The organism is Enterococcus sp. 10F3_DIV0382 (genome assembly GCF_002140245.1).
GTDB lineage: Bacteria > Bacillota > Bacilli > Lactobacillales > Enterococcaceae > Enterococcus_B > Enterococcus_B lactis.
Window position 1 is genome coordinate 1 of record NZ_NGMF01000002.1, and the last position, 21,216, is coordinate 21,216.

Below are 21,216 nucleotides of genomic sequence, written 5' to 3' on the forward strand. Positions count from 1 at the left end.
AGACTTATAATCAGTAGTGAATGTATAATTAACGTATAGGAGACATGGATAAAATGAAACTAATTGGTATAGATTTAGACGGTACTCTTTTGAATTCTGACCAGAGCATTAGTCAAAAAAATGCAAGAACAATGCAACATTTACCTAAAGACTGTTTTCCATTCATTTGTTCTGGAAGAGAAGTAGAAGACATTAATAATATTCTCAAAAAATCTGGTTTAATGGTTCCAGCAGTAGGATTAAATGGTTCTGTTGGATTTGATGGAGAAAAAAAAATATTTGAGTCTTTTTTCGATAAAAAGGATGTAAAAAAAATTGATTCTGTCATATCGAAATTTCCAACTAAAATATATACGAATCTCGGAAGTTATGAATCGCAGAACTATAAAAATAAAATGAAAAAAATCTTTCACGAGGTAGGCAGTGAATTTTCTGTCAAGGAGTTGAACTATGAGCTTGAGTATGAAAAATCTATTTGCTCTATTCCTTATAATAATATTGAGGAAATTATAGAAAAGGATGATATCAGCATTTACAAATTTTTTATTTTTATTCCCAATCGTCAATTGAAAGCGAATATATTTAACCGTTTGAAAAAGATGCTAAATGTGACTGTTACTGAATCAGCACCTGTAAACATTGAGATCGTGCCTCAAAATGTATCTAAAGGCACGGTGTTTGATCGTTTGGAATCAATCTACAATTTAAAAAAACCTTTGAGAATCGCGATCGGGGATAGTTTAAATGACTTATCTATGTTTGAGAGTGCAAATATTAGTTTTGCAATGGGAAATAGTCATCAAGAGATCATGAAAAAAGCTGATTATATTACCGTTTCAAACGATAAAGACGGAGTATCTCAAGCTTTTGAAAGAATTCTTACCATATAAACTAATTTAGGGAGTATAGAATATAAATATTTAGGATTGTGACAAAAATCATGTCACAATCTTTTTTCGAATAAACTCATTTTTTGAAGCCGACTATTTATCGTAATTTCTTTACATAATACGAACAAATTTTCGGTTATTGATGAAAAAAAACATTGAAAATGGTATGATAAAAGAAAAAGAGGAGGGAATTTTTAATGGTGAAATTTATCCATGCGGCAGATTTACATATGGATCGGTCATTTGAAGGACTGACAACTCTAGATAAAACTGTACAGGAAAAACTATTGAAGACGAATCTGACCGTTTTATCAAATATCATTGAACAGGCAATAATAAATAACGTTGATTTTGTTTTACTTGCAGGAGATAATTTTCATCAAAATCGTCCTTCATTAAAAATACAGAAACATTTTTCAGAACAGATGAAACGGTTAGAAAAAAATCATATACCTGTATTTATAATATTCGGAAATCATGATTTCTATCAAAAAGAGCGGTATTGGTTCTCCTTTCCTAAAAATGTCCATTTATTTACATCCGAAACGGTAGAGACAAAAAAAATAACGATAAAAAGTGGAGAAACTGTCTCTCTCAGTGGATTCAGTTATCGACAACCATGGATTCAAAAAGACAAAGTGATGGAATTTCCTTCTAGAGAACTCACAGATTACCATATTGGTTTGTATCATGGGGAACCTGGTACCTCGCAAAAAAGGAACTATGCCCCTTTCCAACCTTCAAAAATGCAAGAAAAAGGATACGATTATTGGGCTTTGGGGCATATCCATGTGCCAACAGTTTTAAATGAAAAGCAAACCATCGTTTATCCAGGTGCGCCTCAAGGTCACACTAAAAAAGAACAAACTTCTACATCCATTCTACTTGTTGAATTAAGTAAAGGAAGTTGTCAAATACATCCGATTAAAGTAGCAGAGGTCTATTGGAAGACAAAGGAAATATCATTGAGGCAAGCGAGGACGACAAAAGAGGTCATTGTTCATATTCGTCAGCAACTTTCAAAAGTAGAGGATGGATTTAGTTTAATTGAGATAAAATTAAAAGATTATGACCATCTCAATACAGATGTTCTAGAGCGAATACAATCAGGAGAGTTATTAGATTATCTGTTAGAGGAATTTTCAGATAGGATAAGGGATTTATTTATTTGGCGTATTTCTCTCATGGAGGATACTTTTTATACGAAGATTCCACTTGCTGCTTCTGCTAAATTGATGGAACAGCTATTTCAATACTATCAGACACCTCAAGACTTCCAACAAATTTTAAATGAAGTATATAGCCACCAAGAAGCGGCTAAAATATTGAGCGAACTGCCGGAATATCAAGAAGAAACACTTGAAAAAGCCAAGCAGCTACTTAATCAAGATTTTTTATTTGAGGAGGATCAGGAATGAAGATTTTAAGGATCGAGATTGCTGCTTTTGGAAAATGGCGTCAAAAAAGTTTTGATTTTTATTCAGGCAATCAGCTGATCTATGGGGGAAATGAAGCAGGAAAATCAACGATTTATCAATTTATCCAAGCCATCTTATTTGGATTCCCTTCAAAAGGTCGCAAAAAAAAGGATTATACACCAAAAGACGGCTCAGCCTATGGTGGCAAAATATGGCTTAAACATCCTATATACGGTGAGTTTGCTGTCGAACGCTATAAACAGCAAAATCGTGGAAAATCGAAGGTATGGCTGGGGAATCAAGTTGGAAGTGATGAATTACTAGAAAAACTGATTGCACCTTTGACGAAAGAGTTATTCCAGCAGGTATTTACTTTCCAGCAAGAACAGTTGATGGAACTAGATCACTTGAGAGAAAAAGAGCTACATGATGCACTGATTTCTTTAGGAATTACGGGCAGTTCTCAAGTATTCCAAAAAAGACAAGAATATTATCAGAAAGCACAACAGTTATTCAAGAAAAAAGGCCAAAAACTGCTGATCAATCAAAAATTAAATGAATGGAAAGAGCTTCAAGAGAAAATCCATCTAAAACAAGAACAGGAAGCTTATTTTGGCAAGTTGATCCAACAAGAACAGGAATACGAGTCGCAACAGCAACAGTTACTGGAACAACTAAATGAGGCGAATAAGCAATTTGCACTAGCCAGACAGCAAGAACTCAATTTTTCTTTATATGAAGAATGGCAATCCCTCAAAAAAAACATCGCTACAGGTCTTCCTGATGAACAACTTCTTCTTGATCTGGAGTCTTTTTCCAAACGGTATCAGCAAACAAATGAGCGTTTAGAAGAATTAGAAGCAACTCTGGAAAAGCATAGCGGGATGGATCAGCAGTCAGCTAGATATTATTTTTATTTAGAGCAGGAGCAAGAACTAAAAGACCTCCAACAACTCCAGTTTACAACGGAACAATTAAGCGAAGAATGGCAAAGACTTCAAATAGAGACTAGAGAAACAAATTCAGAATTGAAAATCTTGGAACAAAGATGGCAGTGGCAGAAAAATCCGTTACCGGAAGAATTTTTATATGAAGAAGAGTGGAAGAATCTTCTGGCTGAAGAAAGAAGGATTGCTGATCTAGAAAGCCAGATTTCTGTGCGTCTCCAGATAGCTAAAGAACAGCAAAAAATGATCGAAGCAGAAGTGAATGAGTTGGAAGAGACTTATCCAGCATTATTACAAAATCAGTCAGAGATAGCACCAACCCCTTCATCTAAACCCTATATGCTAATTGCTAGCGGAGCAATAATCATTGCAGGTATATTTGTTCCAATGCCCTTAAAAGTGATCCTTTTACTAATTGGTGCAGGCATGATTGGCTATTTCTTCTACAAACAGCAACCAAAGGTCAAAACTAAAAATGATTTCTCAGAAATAAAAGGAATGTGGCAAGAAAAACTAGGTCAGCTTGATTTAGCTTTAGCCCAATTAGCAGAAGCAGAAGAAAAACAAAAGAGAATAGAAGAAGAAAAACAGATTCTTCAGCAAGAAGTATATCGTTTTGCTGATCATCGGCACTTAGGAAAGATGGATACACTCAAACTCATGAAAGAATATGGGCAAGAAGTCATAGATTATCAGAAATTGTATGGCGTATTTGTGCGGAAACATAAAAGAGAGCAGGAAATCCAAGAAAAACTACAACAGATCGATCAGAAATTTGAGTTTGTTAAAGAATGGCTACCCATACAAGATAAGACGATCTCAGAAAAAATGGCTATGCTTTCCCGTTTTATCCAAGAAATGGAACAGATGAAATTTGCCAGAAGCTATCAGCAAAATACTTTATTGAAGCAAGAAATCAATCAATTGAAAAAGAAACAAAAAGTATGGGTACAAGAATACAGCGAACAATTGAGCCAAGCTGGATTATCTTATCCTTCGGAAGTACCTGTCTTTTTACAAAAAGCCAAACAAGCCGAACAGCAGATGAAAAGATACAATGAACTGTCAGAAATGCTTCGTCCACTGTTTCCTGAAGAACTGACGAAAGAGAAATTATCTGTAAGACTGCGGCAACTGAAAGAAAAACAAGGCCAACTCCAGCAAGAAGAAAAAGAAGCAAGTGAAAATCGGCAACGACTCCAACTTCAAGTAGAAGAGCTGCAAAGAGACGGCACATTGGACGAACTCTATCAACAAGCTAGCCGACAAAAAGCAAAATTGCAGGAATTGCTGGAGGAATGGGGCGCATTTGAAATCGCCGGAACATTCTTAGGCGATCTTTCAACAGAGATGAGTGAAAGACAATTACCACAGTTGTTAAAAGCAGCGGGTGATTATTTAGGTATTTTAACAAAAGGAAATTATCAGAAGATATTACTGAAAAACGATACACTGACTTTAACAGACGGATATACAGACTTTCCAATCTATGAGTTGTCTACAGGTACGAAAGATCAGCTGATAATGGCGATGAGGTTTGCTTACCTCTCGTTAGAAGCCAATCGTTCGATATGCCCGATCATCATAGATGATGGCTGGCTTCATTATGATCATCAGCGAAAGTATCAATTAGCTGAACTTTTAGCTAAATTTGGAGAAAAGTATCAAATAATTTGTTTTTCTTCTGATAAAGAAATGGTAAGCTATTACCATGAGATGAACCAAACCGTAAAACAATTAGAAGGAGCAAATAATGAAAAAAATTCGTGATTTAGTAATCGATGAGCAGTTTGAGCAATTTGTCCTGATCAAAAGTGCAGATGTAAGAATCGCTAAAAACGGAAAAAAATTTATTGCTTTTACTTTCCAAGATACTTCAGGTACTATCGATGGCAAGTACTGGGATGCTTCGGAAGAAGAAATCAATAAATTTACAGCCGGCACAGTCGTTTTTCTAAACGGTAAAAGAGAGGTTTATCAAGGGAACCCGCAAGTAAAGATTCTTCACATGCGTTTAACAAGGATGGATGAGCCAGGGGAACCTAGTTTATACATGGAAAGAGCCCCTTTGAAGAAAGAAGAAATGGAAGAAGAAATCAATCAATTATTATTTGAAATCACAAATGCGCATTGGAATCGGATCGTTCGCTATCTACTCAATAAATACCAAAAACAATTTTTTGAGTTTCCGGCAGCCAAAAGAAACCATCATGCATTTGCCAGTGGATTAGCTTATCATACTTTGACAATGCTTCACTTAGGAAAATCAATTGCCGATGAATATCCTGAGTTGAATCGACCATTATTATATGCGGGTATCATTTTGCATGATTTAGGAAAGGTGATCGAACTTTCCGGTCCTATGTCGACAGAATATACGCTTGCAGGGAATTTAATCGGACATTTGGTATTGATTGACGAAGAAATAACTAAAGCCTGTCTTGCGCTGAAAATCAACGAAGCTGACGAAGATGTTCTCGTATTACGTCATATGGTTTTAGCACATCACGGCCTATTAGAATATGGTTCACCTGTACGTCCAAGGATAATGGAAGCAGAAATATTACATCAAATCGACAATATTGATGCTTCCATGCAGATGATGTTGACTTCGATTCGTCAAACAGAACCAGGAAAATACACAGATCGGATTTTTGGTATGGACAACCGAAGTTTCTATGTACCAAAAGATTTATAGCAAAAATTTATTTTTTTCATTCAAAACAAAAAAGCGAGACATAAGTCTTCGCTTTTTTTGTTTTCTTTTATTTTGATGAATCAGTTGTTTCTTCAGTTGAAGATTCTTTTGTTGAATCAGTTGATTTTGTGTCAGAGCTCTTTGTTGAAGATGTGGCTTCACTTGAGTCTTTAGCACCTGATGAAGTTGTTGTGAATGCACTCAACACATTTTCAAAGGCATCGTCTTTGATTTTTACATTTGCATCTTTTAATTCTTCACCGATTACTTTAGTCGTGAATGCATTGTCACTTAATTTTGTTTCAGTAGCGATTTCTTTTAATTGATCTTTGTATTTATCCATGTCGTTGCCTTTATTTTGGTTTTTCACCATTTTGACAACATAGTATTCTGTTGCATAAGAAGTAGTATTTGTTGCAGTAATAACGTCAGAGACTTCGCCGTCTTTCAATTTGAAAGCTGCTTCTTTTACTTCTGCAGGAATGGTTGTTGTCGTCGAGTCGAATTTGACTTTACCGCCATCTTCTTTTGTCTCTGAATCAGTTGATTTGTCTTCGGCTAATTTAGAGAAATCATCCCCATCGTCCGCTGATTTTTTGACATCTTTTGCTTCATCTTCACTTGATAATTTGATGATTTGTGCTTCTACTTCTGGATGGAAAGATTCCCAAGCAGTTTTCAAATCATCATCTGTAATATCTACATGAGCCTTCAAACCAGCTTCAAAAGCTAGATTGTTACGGATATATTCTTTGTAAGAATCTTTCGTATACCCAGCAGTTTCTAATTGTGATTCAAAAGTATCACCTAAAGATTTCGCTTGTTTGTCGTATTCTGCATCCACTTGTTTATCTGTTACTTTATCGCCGTATTTGTTATTGAATACTTTATAGATGATCATCCGTTGTACTAATGATTGGTTCGATGATTCGAGCTTTGCTTCATCGTAGAAATCAGATACAGTGATCGTTCCGCCTTTCATCGTTGCGATATCTTTATTGGTATCGCCTGAACAAGCCGCTAGAGTTAAAACAGCCAACGCACTAGTAGCTGCCAAAATAATTGATTTTTTTTTCATTAATGTTTGCACTCCTGTAATTAGTTATTATTTTTTATATATTAACTATACCATACCCCATGCCCTTTAAAAGCGTTCTCGTGATAGTTTCAAACAAAATTCAAAATTTCATCACATTCCTAGGAAATGTGCAATTATTCCTCTATTAGACAGTCATATCTGTTGAGAAAATGATCATTATTGTATGTGATCAGGATACTCAGGCAGATCAGCTGTTAGTTTTTCTACTTGTTCATTGATTTGGGCGATACGTGGTTCGGCTTGGAATTTAAAATTTTCGATATCTTTGTTGATGGCTTCTTGGAAAGCGGGAATCACAGATTCAGCTGTTTCTTTTGTCTCGATCAATGCGCTTTTAAAATGATCCAAGCTGTTATTTAAATCGTTTGTCAGAGTGGTTGCTTCTTCCAGTTCTTCAATCAGTTTTTTTCTTGTTTCGTTCCCGCTCCTAGGTGCAAATAGCAGACCACCGACAGTTCCAGCAGCAGCTCCGAATAGCAGTCCTTTGAAAAAGTTTTTAATCATCGCTATGCACCTGCTTTACGATTGTTTCTTGAATAGCTTTTAGTTCTTCTGGTCCATAACTGTCTTGATGGTTGCCAAAGTGGATAGAAAAATCGTCCTCTTTGCTATAGCGAGGAACTAAATGGATATGTGAATGAAAAACAGATTGATAAGCTAATTCACGGTTGTTATTCAAGATATTAAGACCTTTCATTTCTGGAAAAGCTTTTTCTAATGCTTGAGCAATCTTAGGCACACGTGAAAAAACTTCTCCTGCAAGTTCAGGATCATATTCAAAAATATCTGCTACATGACGTTTAGGAACAACTAACGTGTGTCCTTTCGTTGCTTGGGAAATGTCTAAAAAAGCATAGACTTTGTCGTCTTCATAAATTTTATAGCTTGGGATTTCTTGATTGATGATTTTGCAAAAAATACAGTTTTCCATAAAAAACATCCTTTCCATAAAGAATAAATACTTCAGCTTAACTTTACCATAAGTTAAAGCCATTGTAAGGAAAAAAACAAAATACCGTCATTTTCTTCGTGGTATAATAAATAAAAATAAATGGCGGAGGAAAAAGAATGAGTTTAATTATCGATCATGTCACAGGAGGGTATGGCCATCTCCCTGTGTTAAAAGATATCAGTTTCAACGTACAGCCTGGAGAGATAGTAGGATTGATTGGGCTGAACGGAGCAGGGAAAAGTACAACCATCAAGCACATTATCGGTCTGTTGGAAGCTACAAAGGGAACGATAGAAATCAATCATCTATCTTTAAAGAAAAATACAGAAGAATATCGTAAACAAATTGGGTATATTCCAGAGACGCCTTCTTTATATGAAGAATTGACTTTGAGGGAACATATCGAAGTCACTGCAATGGCCTATGATATACCTATGGATACAGCAATGAAAAGAGCTGAAAAGCTGTTAGAGACTTTCCGTTTGTCTAATCGCCTTGACTGGTTTCCGGCTAATTTTTCAAAAGGGATGAAGCAGAAAGTGATGATCTTATGCGCCTTTTTGATCGAGCCTTCTTTATATATCATTGACGAACCATTCTTAGGATTGGACCCACTAGCTATCAATGCGCTGCTTGAATTGATGGTAGAGATGAAAAAAGAAGGAGCCGGTATTTTGATGTCTACGCATATTTTAGCTACTGCAGAAAAATACTGTGACCGTTTTGTGGTCTTACATAACGGAGAGATACGAGCAGATGGAACCCTTGAGATGTTGAGAAAAGAATTTCATCTGCCGGATTCTTCTTTGGACGAAATCTATATCGCTTTAACAAAGGAGCAGGCACATGAGTAGTTTTTTTCAAAAACGTTTAGCAAGGCATCAAAAGAAAATGATGAAATATATGCGCTATGTGTTGAACGATCATTTTGTTTTAGTTTGTCTTTTCTTAATTGGTGGCGTGGGATTGTACTATTCTAGCTGGTTGAAAACCTTGCATCCGCCTTTTGCACTTGGGGGAATGATAATCTCTGTATTTTGGATGCTCTGTTTATTTGTAGGCAAGATGGCTACTTTTGCGGAGGCAGCAGATATTGTTTTTTTACTTCCGAAAGAAAAAGAAATGCAGACCTATTTGGAACGAGCTTTTCGCTATTCTTGCATTTTTCCGATGATCCTTTTGATATTGGCATGCGGATTTGCTATGCCATTAGTGGTGGTTAGTACTCAGCAAGTCTTTTCGATGTTTTTCGTCTATCTGATTATATTATGGAGTTTGAAATTCAGTCATCTGCAAATTAAGCGAGCAGAATTGTTTCGGCTAGATCAACAGGTCATTCGTTATTGGAAAACAGGTTGGTTACTTTCTTCTATGCTCATTTTGCTTCTTTCATTTTATTGGCTAGTCTGGGCAGGGGTAGCAGGTGCATTGGTACAGGCAAGTCTATATTACTGGTTTTTGTGGAAGCAACAGGAAAAAGGATTGGATTGGGAGAAAATGGTGCATGTAGAAGAACAAAGGTTGCATCAAATCTATCAATTTATTAATTTATTCACCGATGTTCCCGAAATTACGGCAAAAGTAAAAAGAAGACGCTACTTGGATCCTATATTGACTCATATTAAGAAAGAATCAAAAAACACTTATCTTTATTTGTTTGCAAGAAGATTGGCAAGAGGTTCTGATTTTAGTGGTCTTTACTTCCGGTTAGTAATTATAGGTGGGGTATTGATTTTCGGAGTGATCGACTTTTATTTTAGTCTGATAATCGGTTCTTTATTTTTATATTTAATCGGTTTCCAATTGTTGCCTTTAGCGAGCCAGTTCCGTTACATGGTGCTCGTTCAGCTTTATCCAATCCATGAGAATCAGAAGAAGCAAGCAATCCAGTATCTGCTCACATGGGTATTAGTTATCGCATCGGTTATCTTTGGATTGATTGCTGCAGTCGTATTGGATGGTCAGCAGCGATGGGTTCCGCTAGCGGCTTATTTGATTGTTACGGGTCTCTTTGTTAAACTATATGTACCAACTCGTTTGAAGAAGATGTCAGACTGAAAACAAAGCTGTGTAGGATAAAAATGAACATGAAAAATAGAGCGTTGACAGTAAGAATGCTGTTCGTTCTATTTTTTTTGAGAAAAGTCGGTTTTTTGAATGGCAAATAAATGAAAAAGAACGTATATGTGCTTGACGTGTAGTGATCAGGCGACTAGAATAATAAGTACTGCAAAACAAAGAGTAAGAGGACGGGAGAATGCATGATGGAGTTTCAGTTAGACCAAGAGTGGCGGTTACGTCCCATCAAAGGCGATACAGGAAAAACATACATAGGCATGCGTGATGAAGACAAAGTCTTTATTAAACGAAACACGACTCCGATGTTGGCTGCTCTTTCAAGGGAAGGAATTACACCAAAACTTGTTTGGACAAAACGAACGGGGAATGGCGATACCTTGACAGCACAAGAATGGCTAGAAGGCCGCTTGCTAACTCCTAATGAGATTGGTCAAAGAAATGACGTGATTGATGTTTTGTACCATTTACATCATTCAAATTCTCTTAAAACCATGCTGACCCGTATCGGCGGACGTGTTATGACGCCGGAGAAGATGTTGCAAAAATATGAAAAAGAATTACCAGAAGAACTCCAGAAAAATCAATTTCTGCAAATCGTCCATCGATTTCTTCGTGAGCAGATCCCGCCGATAGATAAGGAAAATCTATCAGTGGTGCATGGAGATGTAAATCATCGAAATTGGTTAGTATGTAAAAATTATTTATATCTCGTGGATTGGGATTCAATCATGTTTGCAGACCCTGCGGTAGATATTGCAACGATTTTAGGGAATTATGTGCCTCTATCCAGTTGGAATCAATGGCTGATCAGTTATGGCATACGTCCAACTGACGAAATGCTTGAAAAGTTTCACTGGTATGCGGCCATGAATTTGCTCCAAGAAATCACTAGATACTGCAAACGTGAAGATCATCGACGAATGAACGAAGAAATTTTACAATTAAAACGAATTTTCAGTGGCTGAGGTTTGGCCCAAACTCTGCGGAGATTTGGCCAGACCTTTTTAATTAGAGAAAGGAATGGAGATAAATAATGCGTGTCCGAAATCGTCCGGGAGCAGCGGAAATGTTAGCGGCTCACCCGAATTTTGTAATTAGTGATCCAACATTGTGGAAGGGGAAATGGAATGAATTGTTTGGAAACGATCATCCAATCCACATTGAGATTGGAATGGGGAAAGGCCAGTTCATTACTGGAATGGCAAAAGCCCATCCTGAAATCAATTATATTGGAGTAGAAATGCAAGTAAGTGTTGTTTCTATAGCATTAGACAAGTTGATTGAACAACCGCTTCCTAACCTGAAGCTTCTGCATGTGGATGGATCAGCATTGACAGAATATTTCGCTGACAGCGAAATAGATCAGATTTATCTGAATTTTTCTGATCCATGGCCGAAAAAACGACATGAAAAACGGCGCTTGACATACAAAACTTTTCTTGCTGTAGATGAACAGATCCTCCGCCCAAATGGAGAAATCCACTTCAAAACAGATAATCAAGGATTGTTTGAGTATTCGCTGGCAAGTTTTTCTCAATATGGCATGATCCTCAAACAGGTATGGTTGGATTTGCATCAAAGTCAATTTGAAGGCAATATTATGACGGAGTATGAAGAAAAATTTTCTTCGAAAGGTCAACGTATTTATCGAGTAGAAGCTCAATTTCAAGATAAGACCAAAAAGAAAAGTCTGTGAATGAACTTTTTACTTTCATAAAAAGATAAATCCCAGAAAACACATTACATCTGTCATGTGCATTTTCTGGGACTTTTTTGATTTAAGATATACCTATTTCCTCGGTTTTCAACAAGGTGGAATCAATTGGAATCGAGAGAATGAAAATAATCCTTTGTCAGTGATCTTCAATTCGGGTATGACAGATAATGTTAAGAAAGAAAGTGTCAAAAAAGGATCAAAGGTTTTAGCTGCCCCTAGTTGATGTGTTTCAGCTATTAATTCATTCAGCTGTTCATTGACGAACGAAAAAGGTTCCTGTGTCATGATACCGCCTATCGGTAGAGGAAGACAAGCCATTTCCTTCTGTTTATTGACAACAGTCATCCCGCCACCTTTTTGAATCAAAAGATTAGCAGCATACAGCATATCCTCATCATTTGTCCCCACGACAACTAGATTATGAGAGTCATGAGCAATCGTTGTCGCTATCGCCCCTTGTTTCAGCTGAAATCCTTTTACGATGCCTAACCCAATATTTCCGGTTTGATGGTGACGCTCGATCACCGCAATCTTTAATTGGTCTTTTTCGATTGAAGGAATGAATCGTTCGCCTTGTCGGTCCACTTTTTCTACCAAATCGTTCGTGACGAGACTATTCGGGATAATTTCGATCACATGGGCTTGTGAAGAAGGGAGAAGCAGCTCTAACGAACGAGGATGCAATGGTTGAGCATTTAGGTTTGGTAGACAGCACATGTATGGATTTGAATAATCAGCAAATAAATGGTCTTCGAGTTGACCAGATTGGACGACCAATGTTCCCTTATAGAAAACTTCATGAATTGGCAGCTTGGTAAGATCGTCTGTTAAGAAGAAATCAGCTTGATATCCAGGAGCAATCGCACCTAGTGTTTTCAAATCAAAACATTCTGCTGCATTCAATGTTGCCATCTGGATTGCCTGTAATGGATCAATTCCCATTGAAATAGCTTGACGGACGATATGGTCAATTGATCCTTCTTTAACTAAATCATTGATGAGTTTATCATCGGTGACAAAGAAGCATCTTCTTGAATTATCAGGCGTGATCGCCGGTAGTAGCGATGCCAGATCTTTTGCAACGGTCCCTTCTCGAACCATTAAATACATACCAAGATCCAAACGTTCTTTAGCCTCTTTTGCAGTTGTAGCTTCATGATCCGTCCGAATACCAGCTGCGGGATAAACATTTAATTCTTCCATGCCGATACCAGCTGCATGTCCGTCAATCTTTTTCTTATGCTGGTGCATCAATTGGATCTTTTCTAGGATATCTGCTTCATTATTTGCTACTGCTTGATAGTTCATGACTTCAGCTAAGCCTAAAACTTCGGGATTTTGTAAAAAAGGTGCTAGATTTTTGGCATTTAGATTTGCACCATTTGTCTCAAATGGAGTGACAGGTACACAAGAAGGGAGCATAAAGAAAATATTCATAAGCGTTTGTCTTGCGTCTTCTATCATAAATTGAAGACCAGTACTCCCAGCGATGTTTCCTATTTCGTGGGGATCTGTTACTACAGTAGTAACTCCATGAAGCAAGGATACTTTTGAAAATTCACTTGGTGATAAAAGTGAACTTTCAATATGCACATGTCCATCAATGAATCCTGGTACTAGATATTGCCCCTTAGCATTATGTACGCTTTTTCCTTCATATTCACCAATCCCTACAATCATTCCTTCGTAAATCGCTACATCTTTTTCCATGATCTCTTTCGTAAAGACATTGACGATCTTAGCCTGTTTGATTACTAGATCAGCGGGCTTTTTTTTACTTGCTACTTCGATGTATCTCTTTAATGTTGATTCCAATGGAATGCCTCCCAAGATAAATTTTTATAAGTATAACATAAATTCGTTTTTTGCCAATGTTTTTTAATAAATTCATTTTATTTGAAACAAAAAGATCAAAAAGACGTATGTTTTTTGTGGAGGGGAGAATAATGGAAATAAAACGATTATCAGATCAAATGATAAGTGAAAGTTTCGCCAAACATGCCCAAGACGTATATGTCTTGCCAGCTTCAGAAGTATTTTACATCTATTTTCGCTATGGCAAAAAACGAACGTTCTGGAAGGAAGTATCTTCGGTAGATGGCCAGCAATTGATTTCAAGATTTAAGTATTTGGGACAAATGGATATCGGAGAAAAAAGAAAAGCTCAATTAGGTGCATTGACCTATTCTTTAGAAAAACAGAAGGTTCGGTTACGACTGTCTTCTGTAGGAGATTACCTTCAACGAGAAAGCTTAGTGATTCGGCTATTATACGGTATTTCTGAAACACCTCATCGTTGCTTTAATTCTCGAGATTTTGCAACTATTTTGCAGAAAACCGTTAGACGTGGATTATATCTATTCAGTGGACCAGTCGGATCAGGCAAGACGTCATTAATGTATCGGTTGGCTTTGAAAGAAAAACGGCAAGTAATCACGATCGAAGATCCTGTAGAGATCGAAGAACCATTCTTTCTGCAATTGCAGATCAATCCCAAAATAGCACAGACTTATGACACACTTTTGAAGCTCGCATTACGGCATCGCCCTGATTTGTTGATTATTGGTGAGATAAGAGATGAATCAACTGCACATGCTGCGGTAAGAGCTGCACTAACGGGACATCGGGTATTCGCAACCGTACATGCACGCAATCTTGAAGGTACATTGATCAGAATCCATGAACTAACAAAGAAAAAAGAAGAGCTATCTGAATGTTTAGCTGGAGTCATTTATCAAGAACTTTTGGAAGATGCCGATCACCATCCTTCTGTCTTGTGGAGTTATCAATTTATGGAGGAAGAACCAGTAAAAAAATCATGGGAGGAAAGCTATGAAGAAGCTCAGAAAAAAACTTGGCAGTCAGAACTATTTTAAAGGATTGACAAGAAGCCAGCAAAATCAGTTTGCACAAACTATGGGAGAGCTGCTTTTAACTGGTTTTAGTTTGCAAGAATCCCTTTATTTATTACTCACGATCCGTTCGTTCCAGCCTGCTATTTTGGCAAACATCCAACATCAGCTAAAGGAAGGACAACCGTTTAGTGAAGTACTTTCGCAAACAGGGTATGGAGCAGAACAACTGGTACAGATCGAATTAGCTGAACTTCACGGGAATCTGCCGGCAACTTTGTTGGAAATTGCCAAACAGTTACGTCTGGTCGAAGGATTTCGCAACGATTTGAAAAAGCTGCTCGCCTATCCGATGCTATTACTCACCTTTTTGCTAGGTATCTTATTTAGTATGCGTTTGATCGTTTTGCCTCAGCTTATTGGTTCAGGGATGGTTATAGAAGAGCATTGGGGGATTCAGCTGATACAAGTCTTTCACTGGTACGTTCTACTATTTATCCTAGTGGTTACTTTATTGACTTTGCTAGTAAGGTATCGGCTGATGAAATTGTCTCCTATTGATCGGAGTGAATGGATAAGCAGACAATTAGTGATTGGACCAATATATTCCTTATATCAATCTGCTTATTTGTCGCTAGAGATTGGCAAACTTTTTCATGAAGGTTTCGAATTAAGGCAAATCATCGTTTGCTTGAAGGAGACGAAACAAGAAAGTCTGATTCAACACCTTGCTTCCAAGATGATACAAGGATTAGAGGCAGGTATACCATTAGCTGATCAGTTCCAGAATTACCATTTTCTATCTGAAGAATTCAGCAAGATTATTTTGCAGGGAGAGGCAAAAGGAAATTTAGGGAAAGAACTGATATTTTACAGCGAATGGACAAGAAAACAGCTTTTCAAACGACTTCAGCACTGGCTGCATTTTATTCAGCCAATTATTTTTTTGGGCGTAGCGGTTTTGATTTTACTGGTTTATGCTGCTGTTTTATTACCTGTTTATGGAAGTATCGAGGAGGTCTTGCCATGAAAAAGAAAAGAACACCTTATTATAGCGGTTTTACATTAATCGAAATGCTGATCGTTTTACTGATCATCAGTGTACTAGTATTGTTGTTTGTCCCAAATTTGTCACGTTATAGGAATCATGTAGACCAAGAAAGTCGTGAAGCAATCATTCAGTTGGTAGACACACAAAAAGAGCTCTACGCGCTTCAAAACAATGGAAGAATCCCTACCGTGGAGGAATTATTGAATGAAGGCTATATCAAACGAGAACATGCAGACATCTACCAGCGGCCTTGAAGGAAAAACATTAGCATCAGGATATACGTTGGTTGAGTCACTCTTACTGATTTTATTGCTTACAACAATCCTTTCTTTTCCAGTTCTCGCATTTTCTGCATGGAAGAATGAATTGGCAGTCTATCAATTTTTCAGCCAGTTTGAAAAACGAATCTATACCACTCAAAAAATCGCTATTGTGAACCAAATCCAAACAGGTTTTTATTGGAACATTGACGAAAATCAGATCATTTTTCGTATGTCGCAACCCGATGAAGCGAGCTGGAAAGTATTAGATATTCCTGATGAGATTACCTTGAAACGCCATGCTTCCATCACTTTTGCTGCTGGAACTGGAAATGAAAGTTCACTAAAAGCATATCAATTTTATTGGGAAGAAAAAGGGCAAACGATTACGTATCAATTCCAGATGGGGAGTGGACGTTATACAAAAAGAATTGAATAGAAAAGGGTTTATTTTATTAGAATCCCTTACAGCGCTGATGATTGCTTCCGTCTGTGTGTACTTAGTGAGTTTTGGTCAGCTTTTTTTACTTCAGGCAGAAAAGAACAGCGGGGAGGAAATGCTACTTATTCGAATGGTTTACGAAGATACCAAGACACAACGGATATATCACAAAAGACCAGAGCGAAGCGAAGAAATGATTATGTACGATATCCAAATTGTCGAAAATAATGGAGTAATCGAAAAAGTGCTTGTCAATATGGAGAAAGAAGCGATCAATATTGAAAAAACAAGAAATCCCGGCATTTACGCTGATTGAATGTCTAATCGGACTAATGATAGTAAGCAGTATATTGCTGTCATTCAATCTTTTGATCCAGCAAACTATCCAAGTAAGTGACTTTCTGCAGCGTAAAGATCAAAAAGAGTGGCTGATATTTTTAGCACAATTAGAAGAGGAACTTAACAGCAGTCACAATGTTTCCGCGAAAAATCAGCAATTGTATTACACTGTAGAGGATAAACAGTACATCATCGAAAGATACCAGACGATGATACGTAAAAGAAGAACTTCCGGCGGACATCAACCTATGTTAACAAGTATCACTGAGTTTCAATTATTGGAAAAAGAACACACAATTTCTTTTTATGTACACTTTGAAAATGGAGAAGATGGATATGCCATATGGACAAAAAACGATCAATAGAAAATGTTGTAAGGGATCTATTTTATTTTCTGTGTTGCTTTTATTTCTTTTATGTACGTTTTTATTGACGGCAGCATTAGAAAGCTATCGCTTGTCAATAGATCTGAATATACGAATAAAAAATTATTATATAGCAAAAATAATGAAACAGATGTCTCTATCGGAACAGTCTATACTTGCTGAGAAGTCGGAAGGGATTTTTTACTACACAACTGGATCTGTAACATATCAATGGGTACAACAGTCTCTATTCTTGGAGGTAGAAGTCTCGCCGTTTATCTTTCGATTCATAGAAGAAGTAAAAAATGATACAGATACTGGTACAGAATGAGGGGTTGTTCGTGAAAACGCCCTCTTTTCTGTTATAACACTGTTTTTAATAAAAAAATGGTTGCCGTTTCACAAATAAAAAACAGTGAAAACGATTGAAATTTTGTCAATTGTTCGATAGAATTAAACAGGTGAAAAAATTGTTATAATATATCTAGAAATGAGGTGCACCATGTTACCAGAAAAAATGGAACAAGGGTTCAATCAGAACCTGGAAGCTATTCAGCTTTTACAGAATGCATTGGGAACTTCCTTTTTAGAAGCCTATGTCGAAAATGCAGAAAATCTAATAGATGATTATCAAGTACGTGTGGTGGATGGAGTGCCGACAAAAGAGACAACACAACGGATCACAGCTCTTTATGAAGAGTTGAAAAAACTTTCTTTCGAGCCAGAAGAATGGCGCAGATTGTCTCAATTGCTTTTATTGAAGGGCAACCAGACAGAACATCTGCAGGCGAACCATCAACTCACTCCTGATAGTATCGGTTTTTTATTTGTTTTTCTTATTGAACAACTATACACAAATAAAAAGGAACCAGTTAAGATTCTGGATATTGCGGCAGGAATGGGCAACTTGTTATTAACAGTTCTTTTAAACCTATCGAATGCGGGGTATCAAACAGAAGGATTTGGTGTGGATATTGATGATACATTGTTGGCTGTGGCAGCTTCTACAAGTGATTTGACACAAGCAAATGTTCAATACTTCCATCAAGACGGGTTGCAGGATTTATTAATCGATCCTGTCGATTTTGCAATCAGCGATTTGCCGATCGGTTATTATCCGAATGACGAAAAAGCAAAAGAATTTTTAACAAGTACTGAAGAAGGCCACAGTTATGCACATCATTTATTGCTGGAGCAATCAATGAAATACGTGAAGCCGGATGGTTTTGGTTTGTTTTTGATGCCAAGCGGTTTTTTAGAAACGGATCAAAGCGAAGAAATCAAAAAATGGTTTAAAGAAGAAGGCTATCTTCAAGGAATGATTCAATTGCCAGATGAGTTGTTCCGCAACAAACAATCACAAAAAAGTATTTTGATCTTACAGAAAAAAGGACCACAAGCAAAACAAGTAAAAGAAGTGTTGCTTGTGAAACTTGCTTCACTAAAAGAACCAGAGAAGGTGACGGAATTTTTCAACGAGTTTAAAAACTGGAAATCATCTGCTCTGTAATCATTCAACGAGAAGGAGAGTCATATGTCTAAAACAATTGCAATCAATGCTGGAAGTTCAAGTTTGAAGTGGCAATTATATCAAATGCCAGAAGAAACCGTAGTTGCGAAAGGAATCGTCGAACGTATCGGTTTACAAGATTCTATTTTTACAATCAAGTACGGCGATAGTCAAAAATTCGAACAAATCATGGATATCGAAAACCACGAAGTAGCAGTAAAAATGCTGTTAGATCAGTTGATTGAACTGCAAATTTTAAGTTCTTATGATGAAATCACCGGTGTAGGGCACCGTGTTGTTCACGGAGGAGAAACTTATGGGGATTCAGTAGTGATCGATGAGGGAGTAATGGACCGCATTGCTGAATTAGCAGAATTTGCTCCTTTGCATAACCCTGCTAACCTGATGGGAATCAAAGCCTTTAAAAAGATTTTACCTGACATTTTGAGCGTAGCTGTATTTGATACATCTTTTCACTCAACAATGCCAAAGCAAAATTATTTATACAGCTTGCCAGTGTCTTATTACGAAGATTTCAAAGTAAGAAAATATGGCTTCCACGGCACAAGCCATCGTTATGTATCGGAACGTGCAGCAAAATTATTGAATAAACCGATTGAAGATTTAAAAATCATTACTTGCCACTTAGGAAACGGAGTATCAATCACAGCTGTAAATGGTGGTAAATCCATGGATACTTCTATGGGATTCACGCCATTAGCTGGTGTAACAATGGGTACGCGTTCAGGCGATATCGATCCGGCTGTTCTTCCATACTTAATGGAAAAATTAGAGATTGATATTGATGAAATGATCAATGTTTTGAATAAGAAATCTGGTTTGCTAGGCCTAACAGGATTGTCTAGCGATATGCGTGATCTTGAAAAAAACTATGAAAAAGAACACATTCGTTTAGCTTATGATATCTTCGTGGATCGCATCCGAAAATATATCGGCGGATACGTGACAACAATGAATGGTGTCGATGCAATCGTCTTTACTGCTGGTATCGGCGAAAATGACGGACATGTACGCAACGAAATCATTAAAGGTATGTCTTGGTTTGGCTGTGAAATCGATCCAGCGTTGAATGAATTGCATGGTGAAGAAGTAGATATCTCTACAAAAGAATCAAAAGTAAGAGTATTAGTGATTCCAACAGATGAAGAACTAATGATTGCCCGTGACGTGGAGCGTTTGCGCGGCTAAAAATACACGCGTGTTCTCTTTAGAAAATGGATAATTTTATATCCGTTTTCTAAGAGGACATGCTTTTTTATTTTTTACACAGAAGGAGCTGAATATAAAGAAGTGAGTGAATCCAAGTATTCTATGAATCGTGAGAGGAAAGACGCTCAATAAGCGACTTTATTTTTTGAAGAGCAAAAAAAGCTGTGTCCAGACAAGTGATCTTCAAAAGTTTTACTTTTGAGATCCCCTCTGAAACACAGCTTTTTATCAATTAGTCTTTTTTAGGAGGCAATTGGTTTTCTAAATCAGTTCGAACAACAAGCACATCGCAAGCCGCGTTTCTAATAACATATTCAGAAACAGAACCAATAAATAAACGTTCTACAGCATTCAATCCTGTAGCTCCTAACATAATCAAGTCTACTTGATTATCTTCTGGGATTTCTTTCGCAATAATTTGTTTTGGTGAGCCATATTCTACAACAGAGGTTACATTATTCAAGCCAGCTTTCTTCGCGTTGCTTTCATAATCTGCCAATGTTTGCTTTGCCATTTCAGTAGCTTGTTCTGCCAACATTCCATCAAAAGATGAAACGGTTTGGAAAGAACGTGTGTCAATGACATGTGCTAATAGAAGTTCTCCGTTATTTCGGATAGCTACATTGACCGCCTTTTTAAAAGCTAATTCAGCTTCATCAGAACCATCCACGGCAACCATGATTTTTTTGTATTGTTGTAACATAAGCATTCACTCCTCAAGTCAATCGTGTTGTACTCTTTTATTGTAGAACAATTTGTGGAAAAAGAGAATTATTTACTGCTTTGGTTCAGCAATTTTTTTTGCAAAGCGGATACTGAAGGTGGCAGAAACGAGAATCACAATCAATAAAAAGATCAAAGCGATGAAGCGTTGATTGAAAAAAGCGGCTAAAACACCCATAACGCCTAAAACAGCATACGCAGCTCCATAAAATTGTAGGAATCCTTGATTTTTGTCATTTTTCTTGATCAATACAAAAAAGATATCCTGTTTATTAAATAAATAATAGCTAACGAATAATAATAGTAAAGTGGCGATAATCATCAAAATCCTAATCATGAACAAATCCTCCAAAATAAGCAACAAATAGAAAAAGCAATTTGCCAAGAGCAAATTGCTTTATTCTTTAAAAGATGGTAATCTCCGTTAATGCCGTTATTTGTCCTGTAGTATTGATCCCGCGAATTCAAGCAGGTGGGTCCCATGGTCGTAGCTTCGAACTACCAAATGATAAGGCATGTTACCAGCAGTGACACAAGACGGGTCCCAAGATATCAATAAAAATGTTCGGTCAACACACAAAGAGGACAATTCGAACATCACAGATTTCCCATCTCTATAGTAGCATATGAATTTAAAAAGAGCA

General features: G+C 37.0%; 23 protein-coding genes and 1 other RNA gene. 17 read left to right on the forward strand and 7 right to left on the reverse strand.

Translation table 11 applies throughout. The annotated features are described in order from the left end of the window. Positions 1-44 precede the first annotated feature (44 nt). The 4 genes from A5849_RS10560 to A5849_RS10575 all read left to right on the forward strand — a co-directional run bounded on the left by A5849_RS10560 (position 45) and on the right by A5849_RS10575 (position 5,953). A complete protein-coding gene (locus tag A5849_RS10560) occupies positions 45-890 on the forward strand; it encodes a Cof-type HAD-IIB family hydrolase (RefSeq protein WP_002314166.1) in 846 nt (281 codons plus the stop codon). A gap of 197 nt (positions 891-1,087) precedes the next feature. Further along, positions 1,088-2,308: a DNA repair exonuclease gene (locus A5849_RS10565; RefSeq protein WP_002343938.1), complete on the forward strand. Its 1,221-nt coding sequence runs from the start codon at positions 1,088-1,090 to the stop codon at positions 2,306-2,308. Beyond that, entirely contained in the window at positions 2,305-5,025 is a 2,721-nt protein-coding gene (locus A5849_RS10570; RefSeq protein ID WP_002343939.1) for an AAA family ATPase, read from the forward strand. The genes A5849_RS10565 and A5849_RS10570 overlap by 4 nt, the downstream gene beginning before the upstream one ends. Next, positions 5,009-5,953: a 3'-5' exoribonuclease YhaM family protein gene (locus tag A5849_RS10575; RefSeq protein WP_002314163.1), complete on the forward strand. Its 945-nt coding sequence runs from the start codon at positions 5,009-5,011 to the stop codon at positions 5,951-5,953. The genes A5849_RS10570 and A5849_RS10575 overlap by 17 nt, the downstream gene beginning before the upstream one ends. 67 nt (positions 5,954-6,020) lie before the next feature. Here the strand turns inward: A5849_RS10575 and A5849_RS10580 are convergent, their stop codons facing one another. From A5849_RS10580 to A5849_RS10590, 3 genes are all read right to left on the reverse strand, one after another. After that, positions 6,021-7,031: a peptidylprolyl isomerase gene (locus A5849_RS10580; protein WP_002316849.1), complete on the reverse strand. Its 1,011-nt coding sequence runs from the start codon at positions 7,029-7,031 to the stop codon at positions 6,021-6,023. Between the two features lie 177 nt (positions 7,032-7,208). After that, complete coding sequence (locus A5849_RS10585; RefSeq protein ID WP_002309926.1) at positions 7,209-7,556, reverse strand: YtxH domain-containing protein; 348 nt, start codon at positions 7,554-7,556, stop codon at positions 7,209-7,211. Further along, positions 7,549-7,983, reverse strand: coding sequence for an HIT family protein (locus tag A5849_RS10590; RefSeq protein ID WP_002291337.1), 435 nt, complete (start codon positions 7,981-7,983; stop codon positions 7,549-7,551). The genes A5849_RS10585 and A5849_RS10590 overlap by 8 nt, the downstream gene beginning before the upstream one ends. 137 nt (positions 7,984-8,120) lie before the next feature. On the opposite strand from A5849_RS10590, the gene A5849_RS10595 reads away from it, so the two are divergent. The 4 genes from A5849_RS10595 to trmB all read left to right on the forward strand — a co-directional run bounded on the left by A5849_RS10595 (position 8,121) and on the right by trmB (position 11,779). Continuing rightward, the gene (locus A5849_RS10595) at positions 8,121-8,858 is read left to right on the forward strand and encodes an ABC transporter ATP-binding protein (protein WP_002309930.1); all 738 of its coding nucleotides are present in this window, start codon (positions 8,121-8,123) and stop codon (positions 8,856-8,858) included. Continuing rightward, the gene (locus A5849_RS10600) at positions 8,851-10,062 is read left to right on the forward strand and encodes an ABC transporter permease (RefSeq protein WP_002309932.1); all 1,212 of its coding nucleotides are present in this window, start codon (positions 8,851-8,853) and stop codon (positions 10,060-10,062) included. The genes A5849_RS10595 and A5849_RS10600 overlap by 8 nt, the downstream gene beginning before the upstream one ends. A 203-nt stretch (positions 10,063-10,265) precedes the next feature. Next, positions 10,266-11,048, forward strand: a complete 783-nt coding sequence (locus tag A5849_RS10605) for a phosphotransferase family protein (RefSeq protein WP_002291341.1) — start codon at positions 10,266-10,268, stop codon at positions 11,046-11,048. Positions 11,049-11,116: 68 nt separating this feature from the next. Then, positions 11,117-11,779: a tRNA (guanosine(46)-N7)-methyltransferase TrmB gene (trmB, locus tag A5849_RS10610; protein ID WP_002309933.1), complete on the forward strand. Its 663-nt coding sequence runs from the start codon at positions 11,117-11,119 to the stop codon at positions 11,777-11,779. A 108-nt stretch (positions 11,780-11,887) separates the two neighbouring features. On the opposite strand, the gene ade is transcribed toward trmB, so the two are convergent. Beyond that, entirely contained in the window at positions 11,888-13,615 is a 1,728-nt protein-coding gene (gene ade / locus A5849_RS10615; RefSeq protein WP_002343940.1) for an adenine deaminase, read from the reverse strand. A gap of 131 nt (positions 13,616-13,746) precedes the next feature. Between ade and comGA the strand changes: the two genes are divergently transcribed. From comGA to A5849_RS10660, 9 genes are all read left to right on the forward strand, one after another. Continuing rightward, entirely contained in the window at positions 13,747-14,676 is a 930-nt protein-coding gene (gene comGA / locus A5849_RS10620; RefSeq protein WP_086310094.1) for a competence type IV pilus ATPase ComGA, read from the forward strand. Beyond that, positions 14,633-15,682 (forward strand): competence type IV pilus assembly protein ComGB, encoded by a 1,050-nt coding sequence (gene comGB, locus A5849_RS10625; RefSeq protein ID WP_002314159.1) that lies wholly within the window; start codon positions 14,633-14,635, stop codon positions 15,680-15,682. Before comGA ends, comGB begins: the two co-directional genes overlap by 44 nt. Then, complete coding sequence (gene comGC / locus A5849_RS10630; protein WP_002309938.1) at positions 15,679-15,957, forward strand: competence type IV pilus major pilin ComGC; 279 nt, start codon at positions 15,679-15,681, stop codon at positions 15,955-15,957. The genes comGB and comGC overlap by 4 nt, the downstream gene beginning before the upstream one ends. Next, the gene (comGD, locus tag A5849_RS10635) at positions 15,932-16,402 is read left to right on the forward strand and encodes a competence type IV pilus minor pilin ComGD (protein WP_002316846.1); all 471 of its coding nucleotides are present in this window, start codon (positions 15,932-15,934) and stop codon (positions 16,400-16,402) included. Before comGC ends, comGD begins: the two co-directional genes overlap by 26 nt. Next, positions 16,374-16,721, forward strand: a complete 348-nt coding sequence (locus A5849_RS10640; RefSeq protein WP_002314158.1) for a hypothetical protein — start codon at positions 16,374-16,376, stop codon at positions 16,719-16,721. The genes comGD and A5849_RS10640 overlap by 29 nt, the downstream gene beginning before the upstream one ends. Next, on the forward strand, positions 16,684-17,109 hold the full coding sequence (gene comGF / locus A5849_RS10645; RefSeq protein ID WP_002343942.1) for a competence type IV pilus minor pilin ComGF: 426 nt from the start codon (positions 16,684-16,686) through the stop codon (positions 17,107-17,109). Before A5849_RS10640 ends, comGF begins: the two co-directional genes overlap by 38 nt. Next, positions 17,081-17,440 (forward strand): competence type IV pilus minor pilin ComGG, encoded by a 360-nt coding sequence (gene comGG / locus A5849_RS10650; protein WP_002343943.1) that lies wholly within the window; start codon positions 17,081-17,083, stop codon positions 17,438-17,440. The genes comGF and comGG overlap by 29 nt, the downstream gene beginning before the upstream one ends. 171 nt (positions 17,441-17,611) lie before the next feature. After that, a complete protein-coding gene (locus A5849_RS10655; protein ID WP_002316844.1) occupies positions 17,612-18,619 on the forward strand; it encodes a class I SAM-dependent methyltransferase in 1,008 nt (335 codons plus the stop codon). Between the two features lie 24 nt (positions 18,620-18,643). Next, a complete protein-coding gene (locus A5849_RS10660) occupies positions 18,644-19,828 on the forward strand; it encodes an acetate/propionate family kinase (protein WP_002309945.1) in 1,185 nt (394 codons plus the stop codon). A gap of 253 nt (positions 19,829-20,081) precedes the next feature. Here A5849_RS10660 and A5849_RS10665 read toward each other — a convergent pair whose 3' ends face one another. The 3 genes from A5849_RS10665 to ssrS all read right to left on the reverse strand — a co-directional run bounded on the left by A5849_RS10665 (position 20,082) and on the right by ssrS (position 21,181). After that, the gene (locus A5849_RS10665) at positions 20,082-20,552 is read right to left on the reverse strand and encodes a universal stress protein (protein ID WP_002335230.1); all 471 of its coding nucleotides are present in this window, start codon (positions 20,550-20,552) and stop codon (positions 20,082-20,084) included. A gap of 72 nt (positions 20,553-20,624) precedes the next feature. Further along, positions 20,625-20,909: a hypothetical protein gene (locus A5849_RS10670; protein ID WP_002309947.1), complete on the reverse strand. Its 285-nt coding sequence runs from the start codon at positions 20,907-20,909 to the stop codon at positions 20,625-20,627. Between the two features lie 77 nt (positions 20,910-20,986). Then, a non-coding RNA gene (ssrS, locus tag A5849_RS10675) (6S RNA) lies at positions 20,987-21,181 on the reverse strand. Positions 21,182-21,216 lie beyond the last annotated feature (35 nt).